This window comes from Kitasatospora phosalacinea (assembly GCF_030268885.1).
GTDB lineage: Bacteria > Actinomycetota > Actinomycetes > Streptomycetales > Streptomycetaceae > Kitasatospora > Kitasatospora phosalacinea_C.
Genome location: NZ_BSSA01000004.1, coordinates 1 through 14,107, shown reverse-complemented (window position 1 = coordinate 14,107; position 14,107 = coordinate 1). Strand labels below are relative to the sequence as shown.

Sequence of the window (14,107 nt, the reverse complement as noted above, 5' to 3'; positions counted from 1 at the left end):
CCGAAGGCCCCGGCCCGGCCCCGGGCCGGTTGCCGGGCGGTCACAGAACGGCGGCCCGACTTCCGAGTACACCGGCCGGGCTGGAATGATCCCCCCTGTCAGATGCAACATCCTGGGGGACCGGAGAGCGGGGCGGGCGGAGAGTTGCCGCAACTCGTACTTGAAATCGACGGCCGGCAGCGGGTACTCGAACCCGGCCGCGCCTACACCATCGGCCGCGACCCGGCCTCGGACTTCCCGTTCGACGACGCCCGGGTCTCCTGGCGGCACGCCAGCCTGAGCTTCGACGGCGCCACCTGGCAGCTCGCCGACCACGGCTCCACCAACGGCACCTTCGTCGCCGGGGCCCGGGTCGCCCAGAGCGCCGTCCACCCCGGCACCGTGGTGCACCTCGGCAACGGCCAGAACGGGCCCCGGCTCGCCTTCACCGCGCCCGCCGCGGCCCCCGCCCCGCAGGGCGGCGGCATCCACGAGGCCGCCACCAGCCGGGCCCCCGGCCCGCAGCAGGGCCAGGCCCCGTTCCAGCAGCAGCCCTTCGGCCCCGGCCCGGCCGCCGCGCCGCAGGGGCACCGCCCGCCGCCGGTCGAGCAGCCGATCCCGCAGGGCTGGGACGCACCCACCCCGCGCCCCGGCTTCCCGCAGCAGCAGCAGTTCCCGCCGGCCCAGCCGCCCGCGCCGCAGCCGCAGTTCCCGCAGCCCCCGGTGCAGCAGCAGTTCCAGCCGCCGGTGCCGCAGCAGCAGTTCCCGCCGGCCCAGCCGCCCGCGCCGCACCCGCAGCAGCAGGCCGCCCCGGTCGGCGGGCTCGGCAACCCGACGATGATCCGCAGCCTGGCCGGCGGCCGCACCATCCGGATCGGCCGCGCGCTCGACAACGACATCGTCGTCTCCGACCTGCAGGTCTCCCGCCACCACGCCGAGCTGCGCCAGCTCCCGGACGGCCGCTGGGAGATCGTCGACCTCGGCAGCCACAACGGGATCTTCCTCAACGGCCAGCCCACCCGCCGCCAGCTGATGGGCCCGCAGGACCGGCTCACCGTCGGCCACTCCTCCTTCGTGCTGGTCGGCGACCAGCTCCAGGAGTTCGTCGACAACGGCGCGGTCTCCTTCTCCGCCCACCACCTGAGCGTCGAGGTCGACTTCAAGGGCGGCAAGAAGGTCCTGCTCAACGACGTCAGCTTCTCCGTCCCGGAGAAGTCCCTGGTCGCGGTGATCGGCCCGTCCGGCTCCGGCAAGTCCACCCTGCTGCGCGCCCTCACCGGCTACCGCCCCGCCGACCGCGGCGACGTGCTGTACGACGGCCGCAACCTGTACCGCCAGTTCGCCGAGCTGCGCTCCCGGATCGGCCTCGTCCCGCAGTCCGAGATCCTGCACAAGGAACTCACCGTCCGCACCGCCCTCAAGTACGCGGCGCGGCTGCGCTTCCCCGGCGACACCGAGGCCGCCGAGCGCGAGCGCCGGATCGACGAGGTGCTGTACGAGCTGCGCCTGGACAAGCGCGCCGACAACCGGATCACCGCGCTCTCCGGCGGCCAGCAGAAGCGCGTCTCGGTCGCCCTGGAGCTGCTCACCAAGCCCTCGCTGATCTTCCTGGACGAGCCCACCTCCGGCCTCGACCCGGGCATGGACCGCGAGGTCATGCAGACCCTGCGCGGCCTGGCCGACGACGGCCGCACCGTCCTGGTCGTCACCCACTCGGTGGCCGAACTCGCGCTCTGCGACCGGCTCCTGGTGATGGCGCCCGGCGGCTCGGTGGCCTACTTCGGCCCGCCCGCCGAGGCCCTGCACTTCTTCGGCTACGAGACCTGGGCGGACGTCTTCCAGGCGTTCGAGAACTACCCGGACCACGACTGGGCCGGCCGCTACCGCAACTCCGTCCACCACCAGCAGTACTCGGCCAACGTGGACGCCGCGGTCTCCCAGGTGCAGCAGCCCAACGCGCTCAACCAGCTGCGCCCGCCCAAGCCGCAGAGCTGGGGCTCCCAGCTGTGGACGCTGATCCGCCGCTACCTGGCGGTGATCGCCTCCGACAAGGGCTTCATCGCGCTGTCGCTGATCCTGCCCCTGGTCCTCGGCGGGGTCTCCGCGGTGATCCCCGACAAGTGCGGCCTGGCGGCGTGCGCCAACGGCCGCAACGACGTCGCCCGGCTGATCCTGATGGTCGTCGCGTTCTCCGCCTGCCTGTCCGGCTCGGCGAACTCGGTCCGCGAGCTGATCAAGGAACGCGCCATCTACGAACGGGAACGCGCCACCGGCCTGTCCCGCTCCGCGTACCTGGCCTCGAAGTTCATCGTGCTCGGCGCGATCAGCTTCCTGCAGGGCGGCATCATCTCGGCGATCGCGTTCAAGGTGCGCAAGCTCCCCGCCGAGGGCCTGATCCTCAAGCACCTGCCCGCGGTCGAGATGTCCGTCGGCGTGATCCTGCTCAGCTTCGCCTCCATGATGGTCGGCCTGGCGATCTCCTCGCTGGTCAAGACCGCCGAGAAGACCATGCCGCTGCTGGTCATGTTCGCCATCGTCCAGATGGTCTTCACCGGTGCGATCTTCCAGCTCTTCGACAAGCCCGGCCTGGAGCAGCTCGGCTGGCTGATGCCCGCCCGCTGGGGCGTCGCCGCCAGCGGCAACACGCTCGACCTGGCCCACATCTCCCCGGTGGTGGTGGCCAAGCCCCCGGAGACCGCCCCGCTCGACTCCCTCTGGGACCACTCCGCGGGCATCATGTTCCTCAACTGGACCGTCATGATCGTCATCTCGGTCGGCCTGGCCTTCGCGATCCAGCGCTTCCAGAAGCGCCACGAACCCGAGGTCATGCAGAACGGCTGACCCCGCCGCTCGAAGGGCCCCTCCGGGGGCCCTTCGCCCTTTCCGGCCCCGGGTGGCCGGGGCCCTCCGACCTAGGCCCTGCGCCCGAGGTGGCGGCCGTGATCACGGCGGTAGCGTGGGCGCATGGACAGTCCCCGGTGCGACCCGTCGTTGCAGGCGATCGAGGCGGTCAGCGCGGCGGTGCTGGCGATGTCCCGGCCGCTGGAGGTCCGGGAGGTGCTGCGGCGGATCACCGCCTCCGCCCGCACCCTGCTGGGCGCCGAGTACGCCGCGCTCGGGCTGCCGGACGACCACGGCGGGTTCGCCCAGTTCGTGGTGGACGGGGTGAGCGACGAGCAGTGGCGGGCGATCGGCCCGCTGCCGCGCCAGCACGGGGTGCTGGCCTCGATGCTGCACGACCGCGAACCGACCCGGCTGAAGGACGTCCGCACCGCTCCCGCGTTCGGCGGCTGGCCGGACGCCCACCCGGACATGACCGACTTCCTCGGCATGCCGATCATGGACGAGGACGAGATCGCCGGAGCCCTGTTCCTGGCCAACAAGCCCGGCGGCTTCACCGACCAGGACGAGGAACTGCTGCGCATCCTGGTCGCGCACGCCGCGCTCGCCCTCGGCAACGCCCGGCTCTACGAGCGCAGCCGCGAACTGACCCTGTCCGGCGAGCGCGCCCGGATCGCCCACGACCTGCACGACGCCGTCTCGCAGAAGCTGTTCTCGCTGCGGCTGACCGCCCGCGCCGCCGCCAAGCAGGTCGACCGGGACCCGGTCCGGGCCCGCGAGAACCTGGCCGAGGTGGCCCGGCTGGCGGCCGAGGCCGCGGACGAACTGCGGGCCGTGGTCGTCGAGTTGCGGCCCGCCGCGCTGGAGGAGGACGGCCTGGTGGCCACCCTGGCCTCGCAGGCCCAGGTGCTGGACCGGGCGCACAGCGCCAAGGTCGCCTTCAGCGCGACCGGCGTCCGCGCCCTGCCCGCCGCCCAGGAGGCGGCCGTGCTGCGGGTCGCCCAGGAGGCGCTGCACAACGCGCTGCGGCACGCCCGCGCCGACACCGTCACGGTCACCCTGACCGGCACCGCGGGCCGCGGCGTCCGGCTGACCGTCCGCGACGACGGCCGCGGCTTCGACCCGGAGTCGGTGCGCCGCGCCGGTCGGCACCTCGGCCTGGTGTCGATGCGCGACCGGGCCGCCGCGGTCGGCGGCCGGCTGTCCCTGGAGTCCGCCCCGGGCCGGGGCACCCTGGTCGAACTGGAGGTCCCCGGTGCCTGACACGACGCCGCCGATCCGCGTGCTGCTGGTGGACGACCACCAGGTGGTCCGGCGCGGCCTGCGCACCTTCCTGGAGGTGCAGGACGACATCGAGGTGGTCGGCGAGGCCGCCGACGGCGAACAGGCCGTCGAGCAGACCGAACGGCTCGCCCCCGACGTGGTCCTGATGGACCTCAAGATGCCCAAGGTCGACGGCATCGAGGCGCTGCGCCTGCTGCGCGAACGCGGCAGCGCGGCCCGGGTGCTGATCGTCACCAGCTTCACCGAGCACCGCACCATGGTCCCCGCGCTGCGGGCGGGCGCCGCGGGCTACGTCTACAAGGACGTCGACCCGGAGGCGCTGGCCGGGGCGATCCGCTCGGTGCACGCCGGGCACGTCCTGCTGCAGCCCGAACTGGCCGCCGCCCTGCTCGCCGAGGACGTCCCGGCCCCGCCGCAGGGCCGCGGCGGCACCCTCACCGACCGCGAGCGCGAGGTGCTCTCGCACATCGCCGACGGCCGCTCCAACCGGGAGATCGCCCGCGCGCTGCACCTTTCAGAGAAAACGGTCAAAACTCACGTTTCGAACATCCTGATGAAGCTCGACGTCGCCGACCGCACCCAGGCCGCCCTGTGGGCCGTCCGCAACCAGCATCAGTGACCGGTCAGTCCCGCCGCCGCTCGTCCACCGCCGCGTTGTACGCCGCCACCTGCGCCCGCCGGGCGGTGCGGTCCAGCGGGGCCAGGGTCTCCCGCCGGGCGGCCATCTCGGAGGCGGAGACCGCCGTCCCGTGCCCGCCCGCGGCGATGTGCAGCAGCGCCGAGACCTGCCGGGCCGACTCCAGCACCCGCACCGCGCGCGGCGGGTAGCCCGGCGCGAGCAGCTCGCGGTGGCCCTGCCGGCGGAAGGACTCCAGGGCGCGCAGCGTCCGGGGCCCGGCCCCCGCCACGTCCAGGCGGACCAGCGCCGCGGTGGCCTGCCGCAGCCCGTCGGCGAGTTCGCGCTCGGCCTCGTCCAGCGAGGGCACGTCGGCGGGCGGCGCGTCGTTGACCGGCAGGCACTGCCACAGCACCCGCACGCCCTGGTCGCCGGCCGGCCCGTACACCTCGACCTCCGGCACCAGCCCGTACGGGACGCCGACCGCCAGGACGGCCTCGCCCGTGCCCAGCGCCAGCGCGTTGAAGGCGGGCGGCCCGGTCAGCCCGAGCGGGTGCCCGGCGACCGGGAGGGCCAGCCGCAGGCCCTTCGCGCCGAGCGAGCGCAGCCGCCCCAGCGCCCAGGTCAGCCCGTGCAGCGAGTCGGGCGCCTCGCCGGGCAGGCCGGTCACCCGGTGGGCGTCGTCCTCGCCCTGGACGGCGGCGGCCGCGTCGTCGGGGGAGGCGGCGCCGCCCAGCAGCGCGTTGCCCCAGGCGGTGAGCCGCCCCGAACGGGGCTCTTGGTACGGATTGTCGGCGGGAGTGACGAGCATCGGACCAGCCTACGGACAAGCGCGCCGGGCGGGTGGCGTAGGTTTGCCCTGACACATGGTGGACCGCACCCCGAGGACCGAACGCCCAGGTCCACGGACGGCCGGATTCTTGCATTTGGGGAAGGCGTAGGCATGAGCGACGTGCTGGAGCTGGTGGACGTTTCCGTGGTCCGGGAGGGGCGCGCACTCGTCGATCACGTGTCCTGGTCGGTCAGGGAGGGCGAGCGCTGGGTGGTGCTGGGCCCGAACGGCGCGGGCAAGACCACGCTGCTCCAGATCGCCGGCGCCTACCTGTTCCCGAGCTCCGGCGACGCCGTGGTGCTCGGCGAGAAGCTCGACCAGGTCGACGTCTTCGAGCAGCGCGCCCGGATCGGCCTGGCCAGCGCCGCCATGTACGAGAAGCTGCCGACCGGCCAGACCGTGCTGGAGACCGTCCTCACCGCCGCGTACGGGCAGACCGTGCACGGCAAGGAGACCTACGAGGAGCCGGACGAGGCCCGCGCCCTCGCCCTGCTCGACCGCCTCGGCATGGCGGGCTTCACCACCCGCAAGTTCGGCACCCTCTCCGAGGGCGAGCGCAAGCGCACCCTGATCGCCCGCGCCCTGATGACCGACCCCGAGCTGCTGCTGCTCGACGAGCCCGCCGCGGGCCTCGACCTCGGCGGCCGCGAGGACCTGATCCGCCGCCTCGCCGCGCTCGCCGGGGACGAGTACGCGCCGTCCATGGTGATGGTCACCCACCACGTGGAGGAGATCGTCCCCGGCATGACCCACGTGCTGATGATCCGTCAGGGCAAGGTGATGGCGGCCGGTCCGATCGGGACCACCCTCACCGCCCGCAACCTCTCGCACTGCTTCGGCCTGCCGCTGACCCTGGAGCAGCGCGGCGACCGCTGGACCGCGCAGGGCCTCCCGCTCGGCTGAATCGCACCGCTGCGGGGAACGACGGGAACCGGTCGCACACACGGCCGGTTTCCGCCGTCCCACCTGCGGGAAGCTACGCGGGGAGAGAACCGACTTCCCTAGGATGGAGCCCGTGGACAGCTGGATCTGGTGGCTGCTGCTCGCCGTGGCCCTGGGCATACCGCTGGTGGTCACCGCGATGCCCGAGTTCGCCATGTTCGCGATCGGCGCCGGGGCGGCCTCGCTGACGGCCGGTCTGGGCGGCGGAGTGGTCCCGCAGTTCCTGGTGTTCGTCGGGGTGTCGGCCGCGCTGCTGGTGTTCGTCCGCCCGATCGCGTACCGCCAGCTCAGGAAGGGCCCGGGCTACCGCACGGGCGTGGAGGCGCTGACCGGCGCCACCGCAGTGGTACAGGAAACAGTCGACGGGGGAGAGGGCGGACGGATCAAGCTGAACGGCGAGATCTGGTCGGCCCGCGCGCTCCACCCGGGCTCGGTGTTCGAGCCGGGGCAGCAGGTCGACGTCGTCGAAATCCAGGGCGCGACCGCCCTGGTCGTCTAGGGGAGAAGCGTTGGAACCCGTCCTCATCGTCTTGATCGTCCTGGTCGTGGTGGCCTTCATCGCACTGATCAAGACGATCCAGGTGATCCCGCAGGCCAGCGCGGCGATCGTGGAGCGCTTCGGCCGCTACACCCGCACCCTGAGCGCCGGCCTGAACATCGTGGTGCCGTTCATCGACACCATCCGCAACCGGATCGACCTGCGCGAGCAGGTCGTTCCGTTCCCGCCGCAGCCCGTCATCACCTCGGACAACCTGGTCGTCAACATCGACACCGTCATCTACTACCAGGTGACCGACCCGCGCGCCGCGACCTACGAGGTGGCCAGCTACATCCAGGCCATCGAGCAGCTCACCGTCACCACCCTGCGCAACATCATCGGCTCGATGGACCTCGAGTCCACCCTGACCTCCCGCGAGGTCATCAACGCGGGCCTGCGCGGCGTCCTGGACGAGGCCACCGGCCGCTGGGGCATCCGGGTCAACCGGGTCGAGCTGAAGGCGATCGAGCCGCCGACCTCCATCCAGGACTCGATGGAGAAGCAGATGCGCGCCGACCGCGACAAGCGCGCCGCGATCCTCACCGCCGAGGGCGCCCGGCAGGCCCAGATCCTGCGCGCCGAGGGCGAGAAGCAGGCCGCCGTCCTGCAGGCCGAGGGCGAGGCGCAGGCCGCCGTCCTCAAGGCCGACGGCGAGGCCGCCGCGATCCGCACCGTCTTCGAGGCCATCCACGAGGGCGACGCCGACCAGAAGCTGCTTGCCTACCAGTACCTGCAGACCCTGCCCGAGCTCGCCAAGGGCGACGCCAACAAGCTGTGGATCATCCCCAGCGAGGTCGGCGACGCGCTCAAGGGCCTCGGCGGCGCCTTCCAGGGCGTCACCGGCGGCGGCAACGGCAGCGGCGCGGCCCCCGCGGCCTCCGCCGTCACCCCGCCCGCGGCCCGCGTCCCGGTCGACCCGGCCACCGGCCCGCGCCCGGTCGACACCGAGAACAAGACCGCCCGCCCCCGGGTCGAGCCCACCCGTCAGTACCCCAAGATCGACGAGTAGCCGCTCCCGCCCCCGTCCGGGCCCCGGCCGACCCCGCGTCGGCCGGGGCCCGCGCGCGTCCCCGCCGCCCCGTCCCGGCCCGTTCCGGATGCCGGACCGCCCCTCGCCAAGCCGCCCTCCCCTCCGGCATGATCGTCCGGCGCATGACAGCAGCCAACGAGGGGGAAGCCGATGACAGTCTGGGAGATGACCGCCGTCCTGCTGGCCGGCGTCGCGGCCGGGGGCATCAACACCATCGTCGGCTCCGGCACCCTGATCACCTTCCCGGTGCTGCTCGCCGTCGGCCTGCCGCCCGTCACCGCCAACGTCTCCAACGCCCTCGGCCTCGTCCCCGGCTCGCTGGCCGGAGCCATCGGCTACCGCGCCGAACTCGCCGGACAGCGCCACCGCCTGGTCCGCTACGGCACCGCCTCGCTGCTCGGCGGACTCACCGGCGCCGCCCTGCTGATCACCCTCCCCGGCAGCGCCTTCGAGGCCGTCGTCCCCGTCCTGATCCTCACCGCCCTCGTCCTGGTCGTCCTGCAGCCCCGGGTCGCCCGCGCGATGGCCGCCCGCCGCGCCGCCGCCACCGCCGCCGGAACCGCCGCCCTCGCCACCGACGGCGGCTGGCTGCTGCTCGCCTGCATCGGACTCACCGGCGTCTACGGCGGCTACTTCGGCGCCGCCCAGGGCGTCCTGCTGATCGCCCTGATGGGCATGCTGCTCCCCGACGACCTGCAGACGATCAACGGGATCAAGAACGTCCTGGCCATGATCGTCAACGGGGTCGCCGCGGTCTTCTTCCTGTTCGCCTCCACCATCGACTGGACCGCCGCCCTGCTGGTCGCCGTCGGCGCCACCCTCGGCGGCGCGCTCGGCGCCAGGCTCGGCCGCCGCCTCCCGCCGGTCGCGCTGCGCGCCCTGATCGTCGCGGTCGGTCTGGTCGCCGTCACCAAGCTGCTGTTCCTCTGAGCCCGGGCACCCCGGCGACGTAGGCTCGGCCGTGAGACCCGAACCCGGAACCCGGACGGAGCCACCATGAGCCGCACCCGCCTCAACGAGGAGCAGATCGCCAACGCCCTCGCCGACCTCCCGCAGTGGACCCGCACCGGCGAGGCGATCACCCGCACCGCCGAGACCGCGAGCTTCCCCACCGCGATCAAGGTCGTCGACGCCGTCGCCGAACAGGCCGAGGCGCTCGACCACCACCCCGACATCGACATCCGCTGGCGCACCCTCACCTTCCTCCTCACCACCCACAGCGCCCACGGCCTGACCAGCCTCGACATCACGCTGGCCCACCTGATCGACCGCGCCCTCGACGCCGCCGCCTGACCCGGCCGACCCCCGCCCGCCCCCCGTCCCGCCCCGAACTCCCCCCGGGCACCCGGCAGGAGCGCCCTCCGCGCCGTGAGATGCTGGCCCCTTGCCAGACCGCAGTCGGGACGGACGGAACGCATGGCTCAGGAACCTCCCACGACCCCCGGGTACCCCCAGCAGCAGCCCTGGTACCCCCAGCCGCAGGGCTACCCGGAGCAGCAGGCGTACGGGGACCAGCAGCAGCCCTACGGCTACCCCGAGCAGCAGGCCCAGCCCTACGGCTACCCGGAGCAGCAGGCGTACGGGCAGTACGGCCAGCAGCCCTTCCCCCAGCAGCAGGCGTACGGCGACCAGCAGGCGTACGCCGACCAGTCGGTGTACGCCGCCCCGCAGCAGGACCCGCAGCAGGCGCAGTCCTACGGCTACCCGCAGCAGACCGGCTACCCGCAGCAGTTCGCGCAGCAGCCCCACCCGCCCGCCGAGCCCGCCCCGAGCCCGTTCGACCTGCCGCAGCAGCCCCGGCCGCCCCAGCAGCCGTACGGGCAGCCGCCCGCCGAGGACGCCCCCGCGCCCGGCACCGGCTCCGGCCCGGTCACCGCCACCGACTACCCGCAGACCAGCGCCGAGGACCCGTTCGCCCCCGGCGGCCCGGGCGTCCCCGCCGCCTCCGCCACCGCCGGTGGCGCCGCCCCCGGCCGGGAGCGGCCCGCGCCGCGCGGGCTCGCCGCCAAGGCCCGCGCCGCGGTGCTGTCCGGCGAGGGCGCGCCCACCCGCCGCGCTCTGGCGATCCGGGTCGGTGCGGGCGCCGCCGCGCTCGCCGTGCTGATCACCGCGGGCGTGCTCGCGGTCTCCGACGAGGACGGGGACGCCCCCGCCGGGAAGGCCGCCACCGGTGGCTCGCAGAACATCTCCGTCGCCCACACCAAGGCCTGGGCCGCCGCCGCGGACCCGGGCACCACGGGGGCCCAGGGTGCCGACGACACCCTGGTCGGCAGCTGGCTGCTGGCCGACGCCGTGGTCCGCGCCGACGGCACCGGCGTGCACGCCTACGCCCTCGCCGACGGCAAGCCCACCTGGACGCTGAAGGCCCCCGCCGACGGCGCCGTCCCCTGCGGCCTCTCCCCGGCCGTCAACGCCGCCGGCCTCGGCGCGGTCGTCTACCGCCCCGCCGCCGACCCGAAGAGCCCGTGCAGCACCGTCGCCGCCGTGGACACCAAGTCCGGCCAGGCCGTCTGGACGAAGGCGCTCTCCGACACCAAGGACAGCTACGCCACCCACGTCGCCGTCACCGACGACAAGGTGCTCGCGGTCGGCGAGGACAAGGCGTACGCCTGGGGCGCGGCCGACGGCGCCGAAGCGTGGCAGTACTCCGGGCAGGGCAAGTACTGCCGCCTGTCCGGCAACGCGGGCACCTCCGTGGTGCTGCTGCACAGCCACTGCGCCGACTCCACGCCCGCCGACCAGGCCGTCGCGCTCAACGCCTCCGACGGCAAGGTCAAGTACTGGCGGGGCCTGAACAACCAGCCCACCATGGTCACCGTGCTCTCCGCGGAGCCCGCCGTGGTCCTCACCACCACCCAGAACCCCGCCGACTCCCGGGTGTTCGCCTGGGGCGCGGAGGGCGACCCGGCGGCGGAGATCCCGCTCGCGGTCGAGGGCGGCGGCCGACTGGACGTCGACAGCGGCAGCTTCGCCACCGTCCCCGGCACGTACTTCCGGGGCACCACCATGTTCGCCGCCGTCGCCCCCGAGAGCGGCGGCAACCCCACCTCGATCGCCGCGTACGACCTCGCCACCGGCAAGCAGCAGTGGCGCACCCCCATCGCGGAGAAGGGCAAGGCCCGCCCGGTCGGGGTGGACGCCGACGGCCTGGTGGTCGCCGTGGACGAGCGGGCCGGCCAGCCCGCCCACCTCAGCCGCTTCGCGCTCTCCGGCGGCCAGGAGACCCAGGGCGGCGCCTTCCCGCAGGGCACCGGCTCGCTGCTCTCGGCCGGCCGGGTGCACGCCTCGGCCGGGCACCTGCTGGCCGTCCCCGAGCACGCCTCCAACTACGGCATCGCCACCGCCTTCACCAGCAAGGGCTGACCCGCCGCCCCGCCGCCGGGGTCCCGTGTGCACGACGACGGGCCCGACCTGTCCCCTGATCAGGTCGGGCCCGTCGGCCTCTCACGCGCTCGCCGCGGCGTTCCGGGACTCCGGCAGCCAGGCCGCCAGCTCGCCCAGCTCACCCGCCCGCAGCCCGAGCGCGAGCATCAACGTCGCCTCCGGCGTCGGCTCGAACGGCCGCCGCAGCAGCCGCATCCCGGCCTGCTCCGGCGTCCGGTCCGCCTTGTGCTGGTTGCACTCCGCGCAGGCCGCCACGGTGTTCAGCCAACTGTCCGCCCCACCGCGCGACTTCGGCGCCAGGTGGTCCACCGTGGTCCCCCGCCGCCCGCAGTACGCGCACAGGAACTGGTCCCGCGCCAGCACCCCCCGCCGCGACCACGGAGCCCGTTGTCGGAACGGCACCCGCACGTACCTGGTCAGCCTGATCACCCGCGGCACCGGGAGCTGCACCCCCGACCCGCGCACCACCCGCAGCGGGTGCGCCTGCTCCACCACCGCCTTGTCCTGCAGGACAAGCACCACGGCACGGCGCAGCGGCACCGTGCTCAACGGTTCGTAGCTCGCGTTCAGGACAAGGGTGTTGCGCATAACGGGCCACCTCCAGTGCACGCCCCCGCCGCACGGCGGTGGCACCCACTGTGAACGTCCGCATCCCCCCGAACAACGGAATTTCCGCCCCCGCCCACCGACCTGCGCCGGAACCCCCGCACCCCGAGCGCGTAGGCTCTACCCCGCTGGAACCGTCCAGGCGCACCGCCCGTCCCCCGGGCCCACCGCGCCGGACCCCCGACCGAAGGAGACGCGGGACCGTGACCGACATCGTCGACGAGCTGCAGTGGCGCGGGCTGATCGCCCTGTCCACTGACGAGGACGCACTGCGCAAGGCGTTCGCGGACGGCCCGGTCACGTTCTATTGCGGCTTCGACCCGACCGCACCCAGCCTGCACCTCGGCAACCTGGTGCAGATCCTCACCATGCGCCGCATCCAGCAGGCCGGGAACCTCCCGCTCGGCCTGGTCGGCGGCGCGACCGGCCTGATCGGCGACCCCAAGCCCACCGCCGAGCGCGTCCTCAACGACCCCGAGACGGTGGCCGGCTGGGTCGAGCGCCTGCGCGGCCAGGTCGCCCGCTTCCTCGACTTCGAGGGCGAGTACGCCGCCCGCATGGTCAACAACCTGGACTGGACGTCCGGCATGTCGGCCATCACCCTGCTGCGCGACGTCGGCAAGTACTTCCGCGTCAACAACATGATCGCCAAGGAAGCGGTGGCCCGCCGCCTCAACTCCGACGCGGGCATCAGCTACACCGAGTTCAGCTACCAGATCCTCCAGGGCATGGACTTCCTGGAGCTGAACCGCCGCTACGGCTGCACCCTGCAGACCGGCGGCAGCGACCAGTGGGGCAACCTCACCGCGGGCACCGACCTGATCCGCAAGGCCGAGGGCCGCTCCGTGCACGCCATCGCCACCCCGCTGATCACCAAGGCCGACGGCACCAAGTTCGGCAAGACCGAGTCCGGCACCGTCTGGCTCGACCCCGAACTCACCACCCCCTACGCCTTCTACCAGTTCTGGCTGAACGCCGACGACCGCGACGTCGCCAAGTTCCTGCGCATCTTCTCCTTCCGCAGCCGCGAGGAGATCGAACAGCTCGAACGCGACACCGCCGAACGTCCCGCCGCCCGCCTCGCCCAGCGCGCCCTCGCCGAGGAACTCACCACCCTCGTCCACGGCGCCGAGCAGTACGAGCGCGCCGTCGCCGCCTCCAAGGCACTCTTCGGCCAGGGCGACCTCGCCGACCTCGAACCCGCCACCCTCGCCGCGGCCCTCGCCGAGGTCCCGAAGGCCACGGTCACCGAACTCGGCCAGCTCGTGGACCTGTTGGTCGAATCCGGCCTGGCCCCCAGCCGCTCCGCCGCCCGCCGCACCATCAAGGAGGGCGGCGCCTACCTCAACAACGCCAAGGTCACCGAAGAGGAAGCCGTCGCCACCCCCGACGACCTCCTGCACGGCCGCTGGCTCGTCCTGCGCCGCGGCAAGCGCAACCTCGCCGCGGTCGAACTCACCGGGGCGTGACGTCCCGCGCTGCCCGTCGAGCGGCTTGAAACAGACCGCAGTTGACCTGCGGACCTGGTGAACAGGGGCCGGATCCAGCCAGATCCGGCCCCGCCATGTTTGACTCGCCCGTCCCGGTGTCCTAACGTAGGTCGAGTCGCCTGAACCGGCTGGGACCGGGAGGCGGAACCCCCCCAAACCCTGATGAGCGTCTCGTCGCGCGTCCATTCGAATTCCGGATGGAAAAGCGGACCGGATAACTCTGGTAGAGTTCGGGAGCGCCGAAAGGCGAAAGCGAATCGGATCGAATGAAACTCCGGAAAACGGAGCGGAAAACATCTGATAAGCTGGGAACACGGAAGAACGAAGCGCCCGGAGATGCGGTCGGAAGGCCGGTCGAAGGAAGCGTCCGTTCCTTGAGAACTCAACAGCGTGCCAAAAGTCAACGCCAGATATGTTGACATCCCCGGCCTCGGCGATCTTGTCGGGGTTGGAGATTCCTTTTGAAGTAACACTAGCGAGGACGCAGTGCACGGGGCCGCCTTATTCCGGTGGCTGCTGTGCCGCTCTTTGTTGAATCAAGCATTCACGGAGAGTTTGATCCTGG

At 73.0% G+C, this 14,107-nt stretch carries 12 protein-coding genes; 10 read left to right on the top strand and 2 right to left on the bottom strand.

Annotation, left to right across the window (positions count from 1 at the left end; all coding sequences use genetic code 11):
* Nucleotides 1-144 precede the first annotated feature (144 nt).
* The 3 genes from QSK52_RS07935 to QSK52_RS07925 all read left to right on the top strand — a co-directional run bounded on the left by QSK52_RS07935 (nt 145) and on the right by QSK52_RS07925 (nt 4,723).
* Nucleotides 145-2,820, top strand: a complete 2,676-nt coding sequence (locus tag QSK52_RS07935; RefSeq protein ID WP_285735152.1) for an FHA domain-containing protein — start codon at nt 145-147, stop codon at nt 2,818-2,820.
* 123 nt (nt 2,821-2,943) lie between these two features.
* Nucleotides 2,944-4,083, top strand: coding sequence for a GAF domain-containing sensor histidine kinase (locus tag QSK52_RS07930; RefSeq protein WP_285735150.1), 1,140 nt, complete (start codon nt 2,944-2,946; stop codon nt 4,081-4,083).
* On the top strand, nt 4,076-4,723 hold the full coding sequence (locus tag QSK52_RS07925; RefSeq protein ID WP_285735148.1) for a response regulator: 648 nt from the start codon (nt 4,076-4,078) through the stop codon (nt 4,721-4,723). Before QSK52_RS07930 ends, QSK52_RS07925 begins: the two co-directional genes overlap by 8 nt.
* A gap of 4 nt (nt 4,724-4,727) precedes the next feature.
* On the opposite strand, the gene QSK52_RS07920 is transcribed toward QSK52_RS07925, so the two are convergent.
* Nucleotides 4,728-5,531 (bottom strand): hypothetical protein, encoded by an 804-nt coding sequence (locus tag QSK52_RS07920; RefSeq protein WP_285735146.1) that lies wholly within the window; start codon nt 5,529-5,531, stop codon nt 4,728-4,730.
* Nucleotides 5,532-5,663: 132 nt separating this feature from the next.
* Here QSK52_RS07920 and QSK52_RS07915 point away from each other — a divergent pair, with 132 nt between their 5' ends.
* The 6 genes from QSK52_RS07915 to QSK52_RS07890 all read left to right on the top strand — a co-directional run bounded on the left by QSK52_RS07915 (nt 5,664) and on the right by QSK52_RS07890 (nt 11,425).
* Entirely contained in the window at nt 5,664-6,455 is a 792-nt protein-coding gene (locus QSK52_RS07915; protein ID WP_285735144.1) for an ABC transporter ATP-binding protein, read from the top strand.
* A gap of 103 nt (nt 6,456-6,558) precedes the next feature.
* Nucleotides 6,559-6,993, top strand: coding sequence for an NfeD family protein (locus QSK52_RS07910; RefSeq protein ID WP_285735142.1), 435 nt, complete (start codon nt 6,559-6,561; stop codon nt 6,991-6,993).
* Between the two features lie 10 nt (nt 6,994-7,003).
* The gene (locus tag QSK52_RS07905) at nt 7,004-8,041 is read left to right on the top strand and encodes an SPFH domain-containing protein (RefSeq protein ID WP_285735141.1); all 1,038 of its coding nucleotides are present in this window, start codon (nt 7,004-7,006) and stop codon (nt 8,039-8,041) included.
* Between the two features lie 171 nt (nt 8,042-8,212).
* On the top strand, nt 8,213-8,992 hold the full coding sequence (locus QSK52_RS07900; RefSeq protein ID WP_285735139.1) for a sulfite exporter TauE/SafE family protein: 780 nt from the start codon (nt 8,213-8,215) through the stop codon (nt 8,990-8,992).
* A 66-nt stretch (nt 8,993-9,058) separates the two neighbouring features.
* Nucleotides 9,059-9,355 (top strand): 4a-hydroxytetrahydrobiopterin dehydratase, encoded by a 297-nt coding sequence (locus tag QSK52_RS07895; protein ID WP_285735137.1) that lies wholly within the window; start codon nt 9,059-9,061, stop codon nt 9,353-9,355.
* A 123-nt stretch (nt 9,356-9,478) separates the two neighbouring features.
* Complete coding sequence (locus QSK52_RS07890; protein WP_285735135.1) at nt 9,479-11,425, top strand: PQQ-binding-like beta-propeller repeat protein; 1,947 nt, start codon at nt 9,479-9,481, stop codon at nt 11,423-11,425.
* Nucleotides 11,426-11,506: 81 nt separating this feature from the next.
* On the opposite strand, the gene QSK52_RS07885 is transcribed toward QSK52_RS07890, so the two are convergent.
* Nucleotides 11,507-12,034, bottom strand: a complete 528-nt coding sequence (locus QSK52_RS07885; protein ID WP_285735133.1) for an HNH endonuclease — start codon at nt 12,032-12,034, stop codon at nt 11,507-11,509.
* 221 nt (nt 12,035-12,255) lie between these two features.
* On the opposite strand from QSK52_RS07885, the gene tyrS reads away from it, so the two are divergent.
* Complete coding sequence (gene tyrS, locus QSK52_RS07880; protein ID WP_285735131.1) at nt 12,256-13,521, top strand: tyrosine--tRNA ligase; 1,266 nt, start codon at nt 12,256-12,258, stop codon at nt 13,519-13,521.
* Nucleotides 13,522-14,107 lie beyond the last annotated feature (586 nt).

What these genes read in the sequence shown, in the direction of transcription:
- QSK52_RS07930 (WP_285735150.1), top strand. Translation starts at nt 2,944, where the DNA reads ATGGACAGTCCCCGGTGCGACCCGTCGTTGCAGGCGATCGAGGCGGTC.
- QSK52_RS07920 (WP_285735146.1), bottom strand. Translation starts at nt 5,531, where the DNA reads ATGCTCGTCACTCCCGCCGACAATCCGTACCAAGAGCCCCGTTCGGGG.
- QSK52_RS07890 (WP_285735135.1), top strand. Translation starts at nt 9,479, where the DNA reads ATGGCTCAGGAACCTCCCACGACCCCCGGGTACCCCCAGCAGCAGCCC.
- QSK52_RS07900 (WP_285735139.1), top strand. Translation starts at nt 8,213, where the DNA reads ATGACAGTCTGGGAGATGACCGCCGTCCTGCTGGCCGGCGTCGCGGCC.
- QSK52_RS07895 (WP_285735137.1), top strand. Translation starts at nt 9,059, where the DNA reads ATGAGCCGCACCCGCCTCAACGAGGAGCAGATCGCCAACGCCCTCGCC.
- QSK52_RS07910 (WP_285735142.1), top strand. Translation starts at nt 6,559, where the DNA reads ATGGAGCCCGTGGACAGCTGGATCTGGTGGCTGCTGCTCGCCGTGGCC.
- QSK52_RS07885 (WP_285735133.1), bottom strand. Translation starts at nt 12,034, where the DNA reads ATGCGCAACACCCTTGTCCTGAACGCGAGCTACGAACCGTTGAGCACG.
- QSK52_RS07915 (WP_285735144.1), top strand. Translation starts at nt 5,664, where the DNA reads ATGAGCGACGTGCTGGAGCTGGTGGACGTTTCCGTGGTCCGGGAGGGG.